The sequence below is a fragment of the Flavobacteriaceae bacterium HL-DH10 genome (assembly GCA_031826515.1).
Taxonomy (GTDB): domain Bacteria; phylum Bacteroidota; class Bacteroidia; order Flavobacteriales; family Flavobacteriaceae; genus Thalassobellus; species Thalassobellus suaedae.
Genome location: CP134536.1, coordinates 562424 through 580747, shown reverse-complemented (window position 1 = coordinate 580747; position 18324 = coordinate 562424). Strand labels below are relative to the sequence as shown.

The window sequence follows — 18324 nt, the reverse complement described above, 5'->3', positions numbered from 1 at the left end:
TTCATGAAATTTCGTGCTTAAAGCTTCATTTCTCCGCTCATTATTTCTGCAGATTGATGTTTCCGATTTCATCGGAATTTAGGACTTCTATTTTTGCTATTGCTTTTGTTAATCCCAAATTATTATTTTCTGTTTAATTTTCACGACTAAGTTACTGTTAACTGAAAACCGTGACTGTCAACTTTATTGACTTAATTCAATTAATTTATCTAAACTTGCTTTTGCTTTTCCTGAAAACAAAGATTCTTTAGCCATTTCGAAACCTTCTTTATGACTAATTTGTTTGGTGGTTGCTATGGCTAGTCCTGCATTTGCACATACGACATTGCTTTGTGCTTCTGTGCCTTTTCCGCTAATAATATTTACAAAAATATTAGCTGCCTCTTTAACCGAATTCCCTCCGAAAATAGCCTCTTGTTTTATTTGTGATACCCCTAAATCTTCTGGTGAAAAAATAATTTCTGACTGATTAGATACAATTTTAGCCTTTCCTGTTAATGAAATTTCATCATAACCATCTAAAGCGTAAACAATATTATAATTCTTATCTGTATTTTGATACATAAAGCTATAAAGACGTAACAGCTCTAAATTATAAACGCCCAACATTTGATTTTTAGGGAATGAAGGATTTACCATAGGACCTAGCATATTAAAAAAAGTTTTAACACCTAATTCTTTACGAATAGGAGCAACATTTTTCATAGCTGGATGAAAAAGTGGTGCATGTAAAATACAGATTCCTGCTTTATCTAAACACAGCTTTAAAAAATCTTCGTTATTAGAGAATTTAACACCTAAAGATTCCATGACATTGGATGAGCCAGATGTAGATGATACCCCGTAATTTCCATGTTTAGAAACATGAACACCGGCACCTGCTGTAATAAAAGATGACAGTGTAGAAATATTGAATGTATTTTTACCATCTCCTCCCGTTCCTACGATATCAATGGTGTTATAATCGCTTAGGTTTATAGGAATACACAATTCTAAAAGCGCATCTCTAAATCCTTGTAATTCTTCAATAGTAATGCTTCGCATCATATAAACTGAAAGAAAACATGCAATTTGACTTTGGTTATACATATCATTTGATATGTTAACAATAACTTGTTTTGCTTCTTCGCTAGAAATGGTTTCGTGATTTATTAATCTGTTTAATACGTCTTTCATAGATAAATTAACTGTTAATCCAGTTTTCTAAAATTTTCTTACCATCTGGTGTTAATACCGATTCTGGGTGATATTGCACGCCTTTTACATCATATTCTTTATGTCGTAATGACATGATTTGTCCGTTTGCATCAAAAGATGTAGCTTCTAAACTATCTGGTAAATTAGTATTTACTACCCAAGAATGATAACGACCTACTTCAATGGTTTTTCCTAAACCATTAAATAAAGCTTCGTCATCGACACATATGGTTACATTGGTTGCTACGCCATGATAAACATCGTCTAAGTTAACAAGCGATCCACCAAATACTTCACCAATAGCTTGTTGTCCTAAGCATACACCTAAAATGCTTTTTGTTGGCGCATATTTTTTAATAATTGCTTTTAATAAACCTGCTTCATCTGGAATACCAGGACCTGGTGATAATACAATTTTTTCAAAAGGTTCTACGTCTTCCAAAGCTAATTTATCATTTCTTACAACGGTAACATCACAATTTAAATCTTCTAGGTAATGTACAAGATTGTAAGTGAAGCTATCGTAATTGTCTATAACTAATATTTTTTTCATTTTTTTGTCATTCCTGCGTGGGCAGGAATCTGTTTTTAGTTAATCTTTTATAATTCTGTTCATTTTGCCTTAACACAAAACCCTTTAACTACGCTCAGGATTACCAAGTTAAAAAATCAAATCAATCTGATGAAATTCCTGAGTAACATTTGCTTTCGGAATTTGACTTTCTTCTATTTTATTTTTGGTCCTCAAATTGTTCTTTTAATTTTCTTAACTGTCAGTACTGACAGAGAACTGATTACTGCCAACTGCGGACTTGCTATCTTAGCTTCATAAGTTTAAATATCTTCGGCTACTTTAATTGCTTTGGTTAATGCTCCTAACTTATTATAAACTTCTTGTAATTCATTTTCTTGATTAGATTTTGAAACCATTCCAGCACCTGCTTGCCAATTTAGTTTATGATTTTTACTTAAAAAAGTACGAATCATGATGGCGTGATTAAAATTACCATCGAAATCCATAAAACCAATAGCACCGCCATAATAGCCACGGCTTGTTTTTTCGTATTGTTCGATAAGTTGCATAGCACGGTGTTTAGGAGCACCGCTTAAAGTACCTGCAGGAAATGTATCTGCCACCACTTGCATGGTTGAGGTTTCTTTATGTTTTTGCCCTGTAACTTTACTTACTAAGTGGATGACATGCGAGAAAAATTGAACTTCGCGATAGGTGACAACTTTTACCTGACTACCATGGCGACTTAAGTCGTTTCTAGCTAAATCGACTAGCATGACGTGTTCAGCATTTTCTTTATCGTCATTTTTAAGTTTTTCTGCTAAAATTTCATCTTTATGATCGTCTCCAGTTCTTTTAAATGTTCCTGCAATAGGGTGGATTTCGGCTAAACCATCATCTACGATAAGTTGTGCTTCTGGAGAACTTCCAAAAATTTTAAAATCGCCATAATCAAAATAAAATAAGTAAGGAGATGGATTTACACTTCTTAATGCACGATATACATTAAAATCGTCTCCTGTAAATTCTTGAGAAAAACGTCTTGATAATACCAATTGAAAAACATCTCCACGTTGGCAGTGCTTTCTAGCCAATTCAACTTGCACTCTAAATTCATCATCGGTTAAATTTGAGTTAATCGCTCCTTTTGAATTAAAGTTATATGAAGCGAAATTTTGAATGTTTATAAGTTTATCAATGTCATGAATATTATTTTCGGTGTCTTCGTAACAGTGCGCAAAAATATAGGCTTCATTTTTAAAATGATTAATAGCAATTATGTTTTTGTAGACGGCGTAATATACATCTGGAATGATAACAGAATCGTCTTTTTTGCTAATTTCTACGTCTTCAAAATATCTAACAGCATCATAAGCGGTATAACCAAAAATACCATTGTTAATGAATTTAAAATTTTCGTCAGAATTGACATCAAATTTTTTTGTGAATTTATGGATTTCATTAGCAACATTAATATCTTCTGTGATGTTTAAAGTTGTTGAACTTCCATCTGGAAAGGTTTGAGAAATAACCTCATTTTCAATCTTTATGGTAGCAATAGGATTGAAACAGATGTATGAGAAGTTTTTATGACTTCTGTGGTAATCTCCACTTTCTAAAAGAATACTATTGGGGTATTTATCACGTATTTTATAATAAACAGAAACAGGTGTAATGGTATCTGTTAAAATTTTTTTGTGATGCGTATAAAGACTGAATTTTTCCATTTAATGTTTTTAATATTTTCGCTTAAGCGAAAATGAAAATTATTTTAATATAAAAAAAGGCTTGTCGTGAATGACAAGCCTTTTGGATATTTTAAGTTTTAAATATACTAGGATTTTACTTCACGAACATTAGTTTCGAAAGCACCACCACCAAGTATTATTTAAAATTGTATTCATTTTTTGTTTTTTTACTGGTTCAAATATAGAAATGAAAATATAATTACACAATACTTTGATGTGTTTTTTATCTAAAAGTTTGTTAAAGTGTTTTTTATGCAATACACTATAGGTTATTTTTATGATTATGAAACTAAAGATATTATTTGTTGCCATTCTTATAATGGTTAGTTGTATAGACAAAAAAACAAATCAGGATGTTGCTGTTAAAACGAATGTAGAGTCAGTAATTGATAATGCTAATGTAGGTAATACTGATTTAGAAGTTTATGATTTTAATGGTTTTAAAAAGTTTTTAAACAAGAGTGATGATACTATTTATGTGATTAATTTCTGGGCAACTTGGTGTGCGCCTTGTGTAAAAGAGTTGCCTTCATTCGAAAAATTAAATGCAAAATATGCTAATAAAAATGTTAAGGTAATTTTAGTAAGTTTAGATTTTCCGCATTTATATGAAAAGAAATTAAAACCTTTCATTATAGATAATAAATTAAAATCTAAAGTGATTGCTTTAGATGATGCTGATATGAATACCTGGATTCCTCAGGTCGATGCTTCGTGGTCTGGCTCTATTCCTGCCACTATTATTTATAAAAACGATACAAGAAAATTCTTTGAGCAGTCATTTTCATTTGAGGAATTAGACACCGAATTAAAATTATTTTTAGATAAAAACAATTAAATATAAAAAGATGAAAAAAACAATTAAACTATTATCTGCTTTTGCAATTCTATTATGTGTTAGTGCTTTTACAATCAACAAACCAACTCCTAACGATGGTTATAAAATAGGAGATGTAGCTGCGGATTTCTCACTTAAAAATGTAGATGGAAATATGGTGTCTTTATCAGATTATAATGATGCTAAAGGGTTTATTGTAACTTTCACTTGTAATACTTGCCCTTTTGCGGTGGCTTATGAAAATAGAATTGTTGCTTTAGATAAAAAGTACGCCAGTAAAGGCTATCCTGTAATTGCAATAATGCCTAATAATACAGATATAAAGCCAGGAGATAATTTAGAAGCCATGAAGGATAGAGCAGAAAGTAAAGGTTTTACGTTTCCTTATTTAATAGATGAAGAGCAAACCGTTTATCCTAAATATGGCGCAACTAAAACCCCACATATGTTTGTACTTCAAAAATCAGATAAAGGAAATGTCGTAAAATATATAGGAGCTATTGATGATAACTATAAAGATGCTTCAGCAGTAACAACTAAATATGTAGAAGCAGCAGTAGATGCTTTACTTGAAGGTAATGAAGTGAAAGAGAAAGAAACAAAAGCAATTGGATGCTCAATTAAGGCCTAATTATTTGAAATTTTATAAAAAAAACTGAAGAGTAATACTTCGGTTTTTTTTTCGTCTATAGTTTAAGAAGTATTAATTTTGTATAATACAAAATTATTTAAAAACAATATGGAAGATTTAACACAGGAAGAATGGTCAGAACAACTAGCAAACGATGATAATGCGGTTGTATTGGATGTTAGAACAGATGCAGAGGTAGCAGATGGTATTATACCAAATGCTATTCATATAGACATTTATAAAGGTCAAGATTTTATAAATGAAATAGAAGAGTTAGATAAAAGTAAAAACTATTATGTGTATTGTCGTTCAGGAAACAGAAGCGGACAAGCATGTAATATTATGGAGGAACTAGGTTTTGAAAACGCATACAACCTTGAAGGTGGCATGTTAGAATGGACTGGAGATGTTGTCGATTTAGATTAAAACAAATCTCATGAAATATTCATAACTAAATTTTCTATACCCAAGGAAATGATTAAATGAATGTTACATGTGACCGATAAAAAAACAATAATTATAAACACATGAAATATTTAGTTCTCTATTTTTGGATTGTAATAATTAGTTTAGGTTCAGGCTGCAAAAAGGTTTCAAACCAAGAATTCGTAAAAGTTATTTCGCCTAAAGAGATGCAAGTTTTTTTAGAAGTTGATTCAGTTCAGCTAATAGATGTTAGAACGCCTAAAGAGTTTAGCGAAGGTTTTATTGATAATGCTCAAAATATAGATTTTTTTTCTCCTACGTTTAAGGAAGAAATAAGTAAACTAAATAAATCGAAACCAGTATTTGTTTATTGTAAATCTGGAGGACGTAGTGGTAAAAGTGTGAATGTGTTTTTGGATGCTGGTTTTACTAAAATATATGACTTAGAAGGTGGTTTTTTAAATTGGAAATCTCAAGGACTTAGAACTGTAAAATAGATAAGTTGTTAATAAATTAATGTTATTTTTAATGTTTTTTAAACTTTTATCTTTTTTTTAAGTAATTCACCTTTTATATTATAATTGAAAGTTTCTTTTTTTTAATTTTACATAAGTTTTATTAAGCAAATGTTTTAGCCTAATTAATAGAATTATAATTATTTAATTTAAAAGAAGATATGGAAAACGGTTATGTAATATTAGGAATAATTGCCTTGTTATTTTTAAGTATGTATGGATATGCTTATTTTTCAGTTTCTATTGAAAAGATTAGGCAAAAAAGAGAGGCTAAAAGATTAGTCGCAAAAGAAGAATTAAGAAAACAAGAAAGACTTGAAAAGCAAAAAATAATTGATGAGAAGGTTAAGAAATTTAATGATCGTAAAGAAGAAATTCATCATGAGTTAATGCTTTTAGAAAAAATGAAAAATAAACAGAAGGTTAGTTAATACTTTCGTTTTTTAAATACATTTAAAAACCATCTAAACATATATGTTTAGATGGTTTTTTTTATGCTTAATATTAAAAATTCAGATTAATAAAATAATAATCGTTTTATTTTGCAAATTATTTTATATTTTTGACAACCAGAACAGAACAGAACGGTTGTCATGAAAATTAATTTTGATATAAATATTAATAGTGAGATTCCAAAGTATCAGCAATTGGTAAACGCTATAAATAATGCTCTTGCTAATAATACATTATCAAGTGGTGACGCTTTACCTTCTGTTAATGCAATTTGTAATACCTATAGCTTGTCTAGAGATACGGTTTTTAAATCATATTCTATTTTAAAAGAGCAAAATATTATTGAGTCTGTGCCAAATAAAGGGTATTATGTTGCAAATGATACTAGGAAGGTGCTTTTGGTTTTAGATACTTTTAAAGCATATAAAGAAGTTTTGTATCATTCATTTGTCAATAATTTACCAAAGAAAGTTATTGTTGATGTGCAATTTCATCATTATAATATTAATAATTTTAAAACTATTATAAATAATAGTAAGGGGAAGTATTATAAGTATGTTGTTATGAGTTTCGATAATAAAGAAGTTTTTAATGTATTATCTGAGATTGATGATAGTAAGTTACTCTTAATAGATTGGAACATACATTCTAAACCTACTAATAATTTTGTGTTTCAAGATTTTGGAATGTCATTTTACAAATGTTTAGAAGACGCTAAAACAGTCTTTAAAAAATATAAAAAGATAGTTTTTGTATATCCAGACTTTACTTATCATCCCATAGAAACTATAGCTTATTTTAAAAAGTTTTGTGAAACGCATCATTTAAAGTTTAAGGTTGTTACAGAAACAAACAACTTTAATATTAAAAAAGGAGAAGCGTATATAAGTGTAAGCGATAGAATATTAGGTGTGTTTTTAGAACAAAGTCGAGAGCTAAATTTAGAACCAGGAACAGATGTAGGTTTTTTGTCTTACAACGAAACACCCATGAAAAAATTTATATATAAAGGTATATCTGTTATTTCAACAGATTTTAAAGAAATAGGAAATAAAACTGCAGAGTTTATTAGCAACGATGAAACGATGCAGTGTTACATTCCAACCAAACTAATATTAAGAGAATCATTATAAACTATGTATTATTTAGGATTAGATATAGGAAGCTCGTCTATTAAAGCTGCTTTAGTAGAAATTGCTACAGGTAAAAGTATAGGCGTTGTACAGGAACCAAAAGAAGAAATGAGCATGTTTGCTCAAAAAAATGGTTGGGCGGAACAAAAACCAAACGATTGGTGGCAACATATTTGTACTGCCATAACCAGTTTAAAGAAACAATATAACGTAAGTAGAACTCAAATAAAAGGGATCGGTATTTCGTATCAAATGCACGGTTTGGTATTGGTAGATAAGGAAGGGAATCCGCTTCGTAAGAGTATTATTTGGTGCGATAGTCGTGCCGTAGAGATTGGTAATAAAGCCTTTCAATCGATAGGCGAAGATACTTGTTCAGAAAGCTTATTAAACTCACCAGCAAATTTTACCGCTTCTAAATTAAAATGGGTAAAAGATAATGAACCAGAGGTTTATGAAAATATTTATAAATTTATGTTACCTGGCGATTACATTGCCTATAAGTTTTCAAACACCATAAATACAACCATTTCAGGATTGTCTGAAGGCATTTTTTGGGATTTCAAAAAAGATGAAGTAGCCGATTTTCTTTTAGAACATTATGGAATAGATAAATCACTTGTTCCAGATATTGTTGAAACTTTTGGAGTACAATCGGTGGTCGATGAAAAAGGAGAAGAAGCATCAGGAATTGCTGCAGGAACCCCTATTTATTATAGAGCTGGCGATCAGCCTAATAATGCGTTATCCTTAAATGTTTTTAATCCAGGAGAGGTCGCTGCAACAGGAGGTACATCAGGTGTGGTATATGCAGTTACCGATAGTTTATCTGTAAAAGAAAGCGCACGCGTTAACAATTTTGCACATGTTAATTATAAAAAAGGAGCTGCTGCACGAATAGGAAAATTACTTTGTATTAATGGTGCAGGAATACAGTACCGTTGGTTATTAAATAATTTAGCTGTAAGTTCTTATGAAGAGATGAATAATTTGGCAACAGATATTTCTGTAGGATCAGATGGTGTTTGCTTAATTCCTTTTGGAAACGGTGCTGAGCGTATGCTGAATAATAAAGAAATAGGTACACGTCTTGTAAATATTAACTTGAATAACCATCATAAAGGTCACGTATGTCGGGCAGCATTAGAAGGTATTGCATTTTCATTTGTATACGGTATGGAGATTTTAAAATCTGATGGTATAAAAACCAAAGTTATTAGAGCAGGAAATGATAATTTATTCCGCTCCGAAATTTTTGCAAATACGGTGGCGACTCTAATAGAGCAAGAAATAGAAATTTATAATACCACTGGTGCTATTGGTGCAGCAAGAGCGGCACATTTACATAAAGGCGATTTTGAAACTTTTGGAAAGGCTATTATAGACAACGATCACGTTATGACATTCATGCCGTTTAAAGATAAAGAACCATACTTAAAAGCGTATAATAACTGGAAAAAAGAATTAGAACTCATTTTAAATAAATAACATTAGGGCGTTACTACTCCCGATAGCTATCGGGACTTAATCCTTAACGCATGTAGTAGCAATAAACAAAACAAACAAAAAATAGATAAATAATTTAATACATAAACAAAATGGCAATTATAGGAAACAAAGAGTATTACAAAGGCATAGGAGATATTAAGTTTGAAGGAAAAGAATCAGACAATCCATTAGCATTCAAGTATTACAATCCCGACCAAGTAGTCGCAGGAAAAACCATGCGTGAACATTTTAAATTTTCGGTTGCATACTGGCATACATTCTGCGGACAAGGGTCAGATCCATTTGGTCCGGGAACACAGAGTTTTGAGTGGGACAAATCTTCTGATGCCATTCAAGCAGCAAAAGATAAAGCAGATGCTGCTTTTGAGTTTATAACTAAAATGGGATTTGGTTATTACTGTTTTCACGATTTCGATTTAATTAGAGAAGGTGCAACGTTTGGAGAATCAGAAAGCAGATTAGCAACTATTACAGAGTATTTAAAGCAAAAGCAAGCGGCTTCAGGTGTGAAATTACTATGGGGAACTGCAAACTGTTTTTCTAACCCGCGTTATATGAACGGTGCTTCTACAAATCCAGAGTTTGATGTGGTTGCTAGAGCAGGCGGACAAGTAAAATTAGCTTTAGATGCTACCATGGCATTAAATGGTGAAAACTATGTGTTCTGGGGTGGTCGTGAGGGCTACATGTCTTTATTAAATACAGATATGGGTCGTGAGTTAGACCATATGGCACAATTTTTAACCATGGCTAGAGATTATGCTAGAGCAAATGGATTTAAAGGAAATTTCTTTATCGAGCCAAAACCTATGGAACCTTCAAAGCATCAGTATGATTTTGATTCGGCTACAGCTATCGGTTTCTTAAAAGAATATGGTTTAGATAAAGATTTTAAAATAAATATAGAAGTCAATCACGCGACTTTAGCACAACACACCTTTCAACACGAAATTGAAGTCGCTGCAAAAGCAGGTATGTTAGGAAGTTTAGATGCTAACCGTGGCGATTACCAAAACGGATGGGATACAGATCAGTTTCCAAACAATATACAAGAAACAACCGAAGCGATGTTAGTATTCCTAAAAGCAGGTGGCTTACAAGGTGGTGGTGTTAATTTTGATGCTAAAATTAGAAGAAATTCAACCGATTTAGAAGATGTATTCCATGCTCATATTGGTGGAGCCGATACCTTTGCTCGTGCTTTACTAATTGCAGATAAGATTATAACATCGTCTCCTTATGAAAAATTAAGAACAGAGCGTTATGCTTCTTTTGATTCTGGTAAAGGAAAAGCCTTTGAAGCAGGTGAATTAGGGTTGGAAGACTTATATAAAATAGCTCAAGATAACGGCGAATTATCACTAAAAAGTGGAAAACAAGAATTGTTTGAAAATATTATCAATCAATATATTTAAACACTAGTAATTTCAATAAAAAAAACCTCAATTAGTTAATAGTTGAGGTTTTTTTGTTGAAATTGGTTTTAATCAAGTAGTTGCTCTTGATTATTAACGCGAAAGCAACGTTCTTCTCCAAGGTAAAGTGGGTTTCCATGTTTTTCAGACCAAAAACCTTCTAATATATCTTTAGAAATACATTGGTACACAACAACACCTTTGTACGTGTTATTATTTTCGTCTTTATAATTAAAATTAATAACAAGAATATTATTTTTAAAAAAGCCAGTTCCTCGCTGTATTTGCTCATTATTTATTAGCCACTTCGCTTTTATTCTGTCATTTTCATCAAGTGTTAAATCAAGAGAACCTTTGTATGTGTATTCTAAAGCATCTTGATTGCTTCCTGTGATATTGTATTTTCCAACTAAATCTTGAATGGTCATAGTTTAAAATCAGTTAAATCAAAAGTAATTAAAAAAGAAATGAGAATTTTAGTAAAAAGAATAATCGTTGCTGAATTTAATTCTAGAATTAGAATGATAACTAATATAATAGTTAGTTTGTGGAGTTATTAATCTATCATAAGGTTAAAATGATTATTTATGCAAAATAGAGTATTATTAAAAGATATAATTCGAATATGAAAACCCTAAGGGAATTTTTAAATTTGATACTTCATAATAGAATAAGTTGCTCAGATTTCTTTATAAAGATATATTATGACTAAATATTTTTGTTTTCTTTTATTTTCTTTAAGCTTGTTTTCGCAAGATATAAGTATACCTACTCAATTTTTACAAGATGGAATTCTATATAAAAACTTGAATATAATAACTAATCAATTAATTCAACCTATAACTGAATTTAATAAAAACCAAAAATGTATAGTTATTGATTATTTAGGCAGAGATAATTATAAAATAAAGTTTAAAGATTGGGAAGGTATAGTTACTATTGATGATTTATTAGTTAACGAGGATATGTTGAATCTGTTCTATGATTATCAAGATAAAGAACGGGGAAGAGTTATTGCAGAAGAGGAAGAGAGAAAGAGAAAGATACTGGAAACAATAAATAATGAAAATTCACAGGAGCTAGAACAAAAGAAAAAAGATTCCCTAGCTCATGTTAAAGCAATAGAGGAAAGACAACAAGAAGCACAGGAGAAAGGTAGAAAGTTAAAAGTTGCTTTAAGAGAACAGAAGCGACAAGATTCCCTAGCTCATGTTAAAGCAATAGAGGAAAGACAACAAGAAGTACAGGAGAAAGGTAGAAAGTTAGAAGTTGCTTTAAGAGAACAGAAATTACAAGATTCCCTGGCTCATGTTAAAACAATAGAGCAGAGGCTACAAAAAGTACAGGAGAAAGGTAGAAAGTTAGAAGTTGCTTTAAGAGAACAGAAATTACAAGACTCCCTAGCTCATGTTAAAGCAATAGAGGAAAGACAACAAGAAGCACAGGGGAAAGATAGAAAGTTAGAAATTACATTCAATGGGCAGAGAAGGCAAGATTCATTAGTTAATACTAATGAAGTTAAAAAAAAAGCATATAGAAGTACAGCAAGTTGATGCAAATGTTAATGAAGAAAAATCAAAATTAGAAGAGAATGAATTTCGTTTAAAATGTCATTATGCAATAGACGAATACGATGAGTTTTATAAAAAAATATACATTAGAACAGTACCTTATTTACTTAATGAAAATCTATCTGTTGAGTTATATAAATATGGACAAAAAGTATGTGTTTTTTTTAATTTAAAGCAAGATTTAGGGTGTGCTAGTTATTTGCCAAGTAATAGGTCTAGTGTAAAAGTAACCTTAGAAAATAATCAAATAATTACTTTTTATCATTCTTGGGATATGTATTGTGGAGACTTTAGTTTTAAAGGCAGGTTGTCAAGTTCACAAATAAATAGATTAAAAACATCTCCAATTAAATCAATAAGCCTAAAAGGGACAAAGCATTCTATAGATATTTTAAATATTGCATATAATGAATTTTTTATGGATAAGTTGAAATGTATTGAGTAACTGTTTTTAAGTAGATTTTAAAAAATAAAAAAAGTTATGAATATTTAGATAAAATCAAATTAAACTTCCAGAATTAAAAACATTTAGTCGTCTGACCTAGATCATTTCTAAAGTTCTAGTTTCATCATAATTTAGTAACATATAAATTGTTTAACGTATAAATATTAAAATTATGTCACTAGTAAAATTTAGAAACAAAAGAAGACCATTAGAAACTCTAACTACAAGAGATTTTTTTAATGCTGATGATTTCCTTGGGAATCGATTTTGGAATAGTTCACTTTTTTTAGATGATTTTTGGAATGGAAAATCAAATGAACCTGCTTTAAATATTATAGAAGAAGATGATAAATTTGAAATCGAACTTTCAGCTCCAGGATTTTCTAAGAATGATTTTGAAGTAACTGTCGATAATGGATATCTTAATATTTCTGCAGAGAAGACAGATTCTAAAAAAGAAAAAGAAGATAACTATACACGCAAAGAATTTAGTTATAATTCCTTTGAAAAAAGATTGCTACTTCCAGACTCTGTAAAAGAGGAAGACGTTAAAGCAAAATATAAAGACGGTATCCTTCGTTTCAATCTTACTAAAAAAGAAGAGGCTAAACAGAACAAGCCAAAGAAAATTGAGATTGCATAAGGTGTGATTGATTTTGTTTTAGGTTTCTTTAACCAAATCTATACATAGAGCGAATTAAAACTACCCTTTTACCAAATCCTTAAACTAAAAGATTTGGCAAGAGGGTTTTTAAATTTTAATAAATCACCAGTTCTTAGGTAAAATTAAAATACCAACTATGATGTTAGAACCATTTTGTCTTTCAATACATTCTGTTGTTGAGAACTTAAACAGTAATACTAATTATGGTTTAACTGAAAGTGAAGTAAAACAGCGTATTAAGAAATATGGCAAAAATGAGACAGTTGCTAAAGAACCTAAATCGAAATGGAAAATTCTTATTGATCAGTGTAATGATCCAATTATTTTTATTCTTGCCATTGCAGCAGGTTTTACTTTCCTTTTTAATGATGATTGGCTTGAGACTATAGCTATTATTATAGTTATAGTAATTACAGTAATTATTGGTTTTATAATGGAATTTCAAGGTGTACGGTCTCTTGAAGCGCTTCGCCGAATGGGATTTACAGAGAGTAGGGTTTTACGAGACGGAAAAATTAAAACTATAAAATCATCAGTATTAGTTCCTGGCGATATTATTTTAATAGAAGCAGGAGACGTCGTTTCAGCAGATGCGCGCCTCATTACTGTTGAAAATTTAGCGATTAAAGAAGCGCCGTTAACAGGTGAAAGTAGGACTATATATAAGCATATAAATTCGCTATCTAAAAACACCATATTATCAGATAGGAAAAATATGGTGTTTAAAGGAACAACTGTAGAACAAGGTTCTGCAAAAGCAATTGTGGTTCACACAGGACAAAACACAGAACTTGGTAAGATTCAGCAACTGGGAGGTACTATAGAAGAACAGCGAACTCCATTAGAAAAAAAACTAAATGGATTAAGTAAATGGCTTATATGGCTCACTTTAATTTTCGCAATTCTCATTGTTTTTACTGGCTATTTAAGAGGTTTAGACATGCTTTTAATTATAGAAACAGCAGTAGCATTAGCTGTTGCGGCAATACCAGAAGGACTTCCTGTTGTAGCAACTATTGCTTTGGCAAGAGGGATGCTAAAACTATCTAAGCGAAAAGTTATTATAAAAAAAATGGAAGCAGTTGAAACCTTGGGTGCAACAAATATTATATGTACAGATAAAACAGGAACACTTACTGAAGATAAAATGCAAGTACATACACTGGTTTTAGAAGATGAAATTTTAAGTCAAATACAGAATAAAGACAGTGCTTACTTTCACAATGTAGAGAAATTAGAAGCTTTTAATGTAATGATGATGACCAGTATTTTGTGTAACAATGTTGTTTTAAATGCTGAAGATATGAGAGGAGATAGTATTGAATTGGCACTCATTCAATTTGCTAAAAAAATGCATTTTAACCCAAGAAAAATTAAAGAAACTAATCCAGAAGAATTAGAGATTCCCTTTAATACATCTAGTAAGTTGATGGCAACATTAAATACAAATAAAAATGGGTATAATGTTTATGTAAAAGGTGCTTTTGAAAGTGTTATTAATCATTGTGATGTCATTTTTAAGGATAACAAACTACAAGAATTTAAGAATAAAAAAGAATGGATGAATCGTGTAAATGATTTGGCATCTCAAGGATTAAGAGTATTAGCTTTTGCTTATAAACACCACGAAACAAAACCAGAGAAAGAAAATTTATTGTCACAATTAAATTTTATTGGAGTTATTGCATTTTTAGATCCAGCTAGAGACGATGTAAAAGAAACCATAAAGGTTTATAAAGAAGCTGGAATAAAGGTGGTTATGATGACGGGAGACCATCCTGAGACTGCAAAAAAAATTGCTGTAGAAATTGGCTTGTTACCTAAAAATGCAGCTTCAAATACTATCATACATGGAAAAGAGTTGCAGTTTGAAACTCAGTTAAACAATACTGTTAAAACAAAATTACTAGACGCTTCAGTTTTTGCAAGAGTGACACCAGAGCAGAAATTAAAACTAATAACACTCTATCAAAACAACGATAATGTTGTTGGTATGTTTGGTGATGGTATAAACGACATTCCGGCATTACGTAAAGCAGATATTGGGATTGCAATGGGAATTAGAGGTACTCAAGCAGCAAGAGAAGTAGCAGATGTTATTCTCAAAAATGATAAATTCATTACTATGGAATTGGCCATCAATCAAGGACGAGCCATTTTTGATCATATAAGACAGTTTGTAGTGTATTTGTTATCCTGTAATCTGGCAGAAGTAGTTTCAGTTGGTTTGGCAGCTTTACTCAATTTGCCATCACCATTACTGCCATTACAAATTCTATTTCTAAATCTCATTACAGATATATTTCCTGCTCTAGCATTAGGAATGGGAAAAGGTGAAGTTGATATCATGAAACGACCACCTCGAAAGGCTAGTGAATCCATTATGACTCCAAAACTATGGTCTTCGACCATTATCTATGGACTTTGTGTTACTGGAGCAGTTATTGGTATTACCGCATATTCTCATTTTATATTAGAACTATCTGCTAAAATCATAAATAATATGGCATTCTATACTTTAGTTTTAGCACAATTATTAAATGTATTTAATATGGCAGAAAGCAAGGTGCCATTTTTTAATAATGAAATTGTAAAAAATCCTTGGATATGGTATGCTATTGTAATATCGTTACTAATTACAATAAGCGCCTATTATATTAAGCCAGTGGCAAAAACACTTTTATTAACCAATTTATCACTAGAACAAATAGTTTTGGTAATTGTTTTTGCATTTAGTTCATTGGCTTTGTCTCAAATTTTTAAGCGATTAGGATTTACGTTTTAGTAGTATTTTAAAAGCTTATACAGTTGGTTTTAATGGAAAAACACTTTTAGTTTATACAATATGTCACAATTAAACATAAGAAAAGAACATTTAACGTTTACATATTTAATATTCTTTTTTTAGACACCTTATAATTCAACAACCAATTATAGTGTCGTTATTCAATGTATTTATATCAGTTACATTCTTTATTTAAATACTGGTTTTTAGATAAATTTAAATACGTATTCACTTTTGGTTCTAATAGATGAATCACTTTTCCAGATGAAAATGCCTTGTGTTCTTCCATAATTATACACGCCATCAAATAACAAATAGTAGATTCGGCACCTTGGTTTAAATTTACGTTTGCTTTCTCTAAGCCATCATAGCAACCACCAGTTATAGGATCATACATAATTTGATTCAAATGATTTTCGCCTAAAAACCAGTTAAAAGCTTTTTGCATCATTGTTTTGTACATTGAATCTTTAAAAGTTTTATAAAAAAGTTGTAAAGTCTGTATGGTATATGAAACATCGATGGGCTGTTCTCCATATTCATTTGGTATGACATCTTTTTGATACCACCCTTTGTTAGAAATCACTTTAAAATGACCATTTACAAACATTTTTGATAATAGAAAATCAAAAGATTCTAAAGCTATTCTTTTATGGGAATCTTTACCTGTTATCAAATAACTATATAGCATGGCTTCTGGCAAAATACTATTGGCATAGGTTAAATAGTTTTCGAACCAGTTCCAGCTTTTTATAGAATTAACATCGTAATTTGTGATGAGGTTTTTTGATAGATTTTCAATAATTAAAACAGCGTTTTTATCTTGTTCTGCAGTATAATACAAATACAAGCCTTTAATTGTAAAAGCAATAGCTCTGGGTGATAAAATATTCTTTATCCATTCAGTGCTTTTTAAAAAGCATAATGCCGCTTTATTTACTATAGTTTCTGGCAGATGTTCTTTAAATGAAATAACCGTTCCTAAAGCCCAAATAGCACGCGCATTAGAGTCTTCTAGGTTGACGTAGTCATTCTTTATATGGTTATTATTGTGTTCGTCTACATAATTGATAAAAGCACCAGAATCTGTCTGGCAACGCTCAATAAACGCTAGATATGTATTTATATATAATAAGTCTGAAGATTTTTTAAAACACTTATAATGCATACACATAGTAATTAGTGCACGTGCATTATCATCTAAAGTATAGCCAGAAGTAATATCTGGTTTTGAAATTTTACTAAACTGTATAATGCCCAAACCTGTAGTCATGTTTTTTAAATGATCTAGCTTAATTGCTGGATAGTTGTGTGGTATTTCAAGTAACTTATCTATACTTTTTTTATAGATATTAACTTGTTTCAAAGTCACATTTTCCCATGAAGATGCTCTTGTTTTTTCAAAGGCAGCTAGCGCCATAGACTCCCGAAGTTTCCCATCAGAAAGTAATTTTATAGTTTCTTTTGCCATTTCCTTTGAGTTTTCAATTGGTACTAACAGACCTTCTTTAGATGTAAGTACTTCATTAGTATGAGAAATTGATGTTGCTACAATAGGGCAAGCACAACTCATAGCATAAGCAAATGTGCCGCTAACAGCCTGATTTGGGTCTTTTGAGGTAAATAAGTAAATATCGGTTGCCTTCAAATAATTTAAAAGCTCATCTATTTCTAAATAACGATTTATAAAGTTAACGTGATTTTCAAGCTTAAGTTCTTTAACGAGACTATCTAAATAATCTCTATACTCATCTTTGTTGTTTGTTATGGTATTAGGGTGTGTTTTTCCTAAAATTAAATACAAAACATTAGGTGTATGTTTAATAATTTCAGGTAATGCTTTAATAGCTGTTTCTATACTTTTACCAGAACTTAAAAGTCCAAAGGTTGATAAAACAGTGCGATGCTCTAAATTAAATTTACGTTTAGCAAAACTTGCCTTTTCGTAATTAACACTATGTGTGCCGTGTGGTACGCACTCTATTATGTTTTTATCGATGCTATAATCGTGTATTAATATCTTTTTAGATTGCTGCGTCATTACAATAACAGAATTGCTATATGAAATTAAGAGTTTAACAAATGCCATTAGGTTTTTGTCAGGATTTGGGATAACGCTATGAAAAGTAAAGGTTACTGGTCTTTTTAGTACATCTAGAAAATCCAACAGATAGTTTCCAAACGTACCACCAAATAAGCCAAATTCATGTTGTATATGTACCAATTTTATGGAGTTGTCACAATTTATTTCTCCTGCAACCCTACTATAATCTGCTTTTATTTTTGGATGTATCGAATACTGCACATTTTTATTTACAGTAGTTTTATCTGAAATATCACAAATTTCGCAAGACAAGGTTTTACCAAACAAATCAGTTATAGCAGTAATAGTATCTTTAGTATAAGTTGCAATACCACATTGCGTTGGCGGAAATGTAGATAAAAATAGTATTTTGGATGGTGTATTTATTTTCATATTA

At 30.7% G+C, this 18324-nt stretch carries 17 protein-coding genes; 12 read left to right on the top strand and 5 right to left on the bottom strand.

The window, feature by feature from the left end:
- Positions 1-183 precede the first annotated feature (183 nt).
- From trpD to RHP49_02485, 3 genes are all read right to left on the bottom strand, one after another.
- The gene (gene trpD / locus RHP49_02495; GenBank protein WNH13130.1) at positions 184-1176 is read right to left on the bottom strand and encodes an anthranilate phosphoribosyltransferase; all 993 of its coding nucleotides are present in this window, start codon (positions 1174-1176) and stop codon (positions 184-186) included.
- A gap of 7 nt (positions 1177-1183) precedes the next feature.
- A complete protein-coding gene (locus RHP49_02490) occupies positions 1184-1750 on the bottom strand; it encodes an aminodeoxychorismate/anthranilate synthase component II (GenBank protein WNH13129.1) in 567 nt (188 codons plus the stop codon).
- Between the two features lie 281 nt (positions 1751-2031).
- A complete protein-coding gene (locus tag RHP49_02485) occupies positions 2032-3438 on the bottom strand; it encodes an anthranilate synthase component I family protein (GenBank protein ID WNH13128.1) in 1407 nt (468 codons plus the stop codon).
- A 304-nt stretch (positions 3439-3742) separates the two neighbouring features.
- Between RHP49_02485 and RHP49_02480 the strand changes: the two genes are divergently transcribed.
- The 8 genes from RHP49_02480 (at position 3743) to xylA (ending at position 10379) form a co-directional block, all read left to right on the top strand.
- Positions 3743-4297: a TlpA disulfide reductase family protein gene (locus tag RHP49_02480; GenBank protein WNH13127.1), complete on the top strand. Its 555-nt coding sequence runs from the start codon at positions 3743-3745 to the stop codon at positions 4295-4297.
- Between the two features lie 10 nt (positions 4298-4307).
- Positions 4308-4928: a thioredoxin family protein gene (locus tag RHP49_02475; protein WNH13126.1), complete on the top strand. Its 621-nt coding sequence runs from the start codon at positions 4308-4310 to the stop codon at positions 4926-4928.
- 108 nt (positions 4929-5036) lie between these two features.
- Positions 5037-5354 (top strand): rhodanese-like domain-containing protein, encoded by a 318-nt coding sequence (locus tag RHP49_02470; GenBank protein WNH13125.1) that lies wholly within the window; start codon positions 5037-5039, stop codon positions 5352-5354.
- A 101-nt stretch (positions 5355-5455) separates the two neighbouring features.
- The gene (locus RHP49_02465) at positions 5456-5851 is read left to right on the top strand and encodes a rhodanese-like domain-containing protein (protein ID WNH13124.1); all 396 of its coding nucleotides are present in this window, start codon (positions 5456-5458) and stop codon (positions 5849-5851) included.
- Between the two features lie 179 nt (positions 5852-6030).
- Positions 6031-6300 (top strand): hypothetical protein, encoded by a 270-nt coding sequence (locus RHP49_02460; GenBank protein WNH13123.1) that lies wholly within the window; start codon positions 6031-6033, stop codon positions 6298-6300.
- 162 nt (positions 6301-6462) lie between these two features.
- On the top strand, positions 6463-7455 hold the full coding sequence (locus RHP49_02455) for a GntR family transcriptional regulator (GenBank protein ID WNH13122.1): 993 nt from the start codon (positions 6463-6465) through the stop codon (positions 7453-7455).
- A gap of 3 nt (positions 7456-7458) precedes the next feature.
- Entirely contained in the window at positions 7459-8943 is a 1485-nt protein-coding gene (locus RHP49_02450) for an FGGY family carbohydrate kinase (GenBank protein WNH13121.1), read from the top strand.
- Positions 8944-9053: 110 nt separating this feature from the next.
- Positions 9054-10379: a xylose isomerase gene (gene xylA, locus RHP49_02445; protein ID WNH13120.1), complete on the top strand. Its 1326-nt coding sequence runs from the start codon at positions 9054-9056 to the stop codon at positions 10377-10379.
- Positions 10380-10447: 68 nt separating this feature from the next.
- On the opposite strand, the gene RHP49_02440 is transcribed toward xylA, so the two are convergent.
- Positions 10448-10807, bottom strand: a complete 360-nt coding sequence (locus RHP49_02440; GenBank protein WNH13119.1) for a hypothetical protein — start codon at positions 10805-10807, stop codon at positions 10448-10450.
- Positions 10808-11083: 276 nt separating this feature from the next.
- Here RHP49_02440 and RHP49_02435 point away from each other — a divergent pair, with 276 nt between their 5' ends.
- The 4 genes from RHP49_02435 to RHP49_02420 all read left to right on the top strand — a co-directional run bounded on the left by RHP49_02435 (position 11084) and on the right by RHP49_02420 (position 15844).
- Positions 11084-11932: a hypothetical protein gene (locus tag RHP49_02435; GenBank protein ID WNH13118.1), complete on the top strand. Its 849-nt coding sequence runs from the start codon at positions 11084-11086 to the stop codon at positions 11930-11932.
- The gene (locus tag RHP49_02430; GenBank protein ID WNH13117.1) at positions 11892-12395 is read left to right on the top strand and encodes a hypothetical protein; all 504 of its coding nucleotides are present in this window, start codon (positions 11892-11894) and stop codon (positions 12393-12395) included. Before RHP49_02435 ends, RHP49_02430 begins: the two co-directional genes overlap by 41 nt.
- A 172-nt stretch (positions 12396-12567) precedes the next feature.
- On the top strand, positions 12568-13038 hold the full coding sequence (locus RHP49_02425; GenBank protein WNH13116.1) for an Hsp20/alpha crystallin family protein: 471 nt from the start codon (positions 12568-12570) through the stop codon (positions 13036-13038).
- 157 nt (positions 13039-13195) lie between these two features.
- Positions 13196-15844 carry a cation-transporting P-type ATPase gene (locus RHP49_02420; GenBank protein WNH13115.1) on the top strand — a complete coding sequence of 883 codons (2649 nt, stop codon included), beginning with the start codon at positions 13196-13198 and terminating at the stop codon, positions 15842-15844.
- 175 nt (positions 15845-16019) lie between these two features.
- Here the strand turns inward: RHP49_02420 and RHP49_02415 are convergent, their stop codons facing one another.
- On the bottom strand, positions 16020-18320 hold the full coding sequence (locus RHP49_02415; GenBank protein WNH13114.1) for a glycosyltransferase: 2301 nt from the start codon (positions 18318-18320) through the stop codon (positions 16020-16022).
- Between the last annotated feature and the right edge of the window lie 4 nt (positions 18321-18324).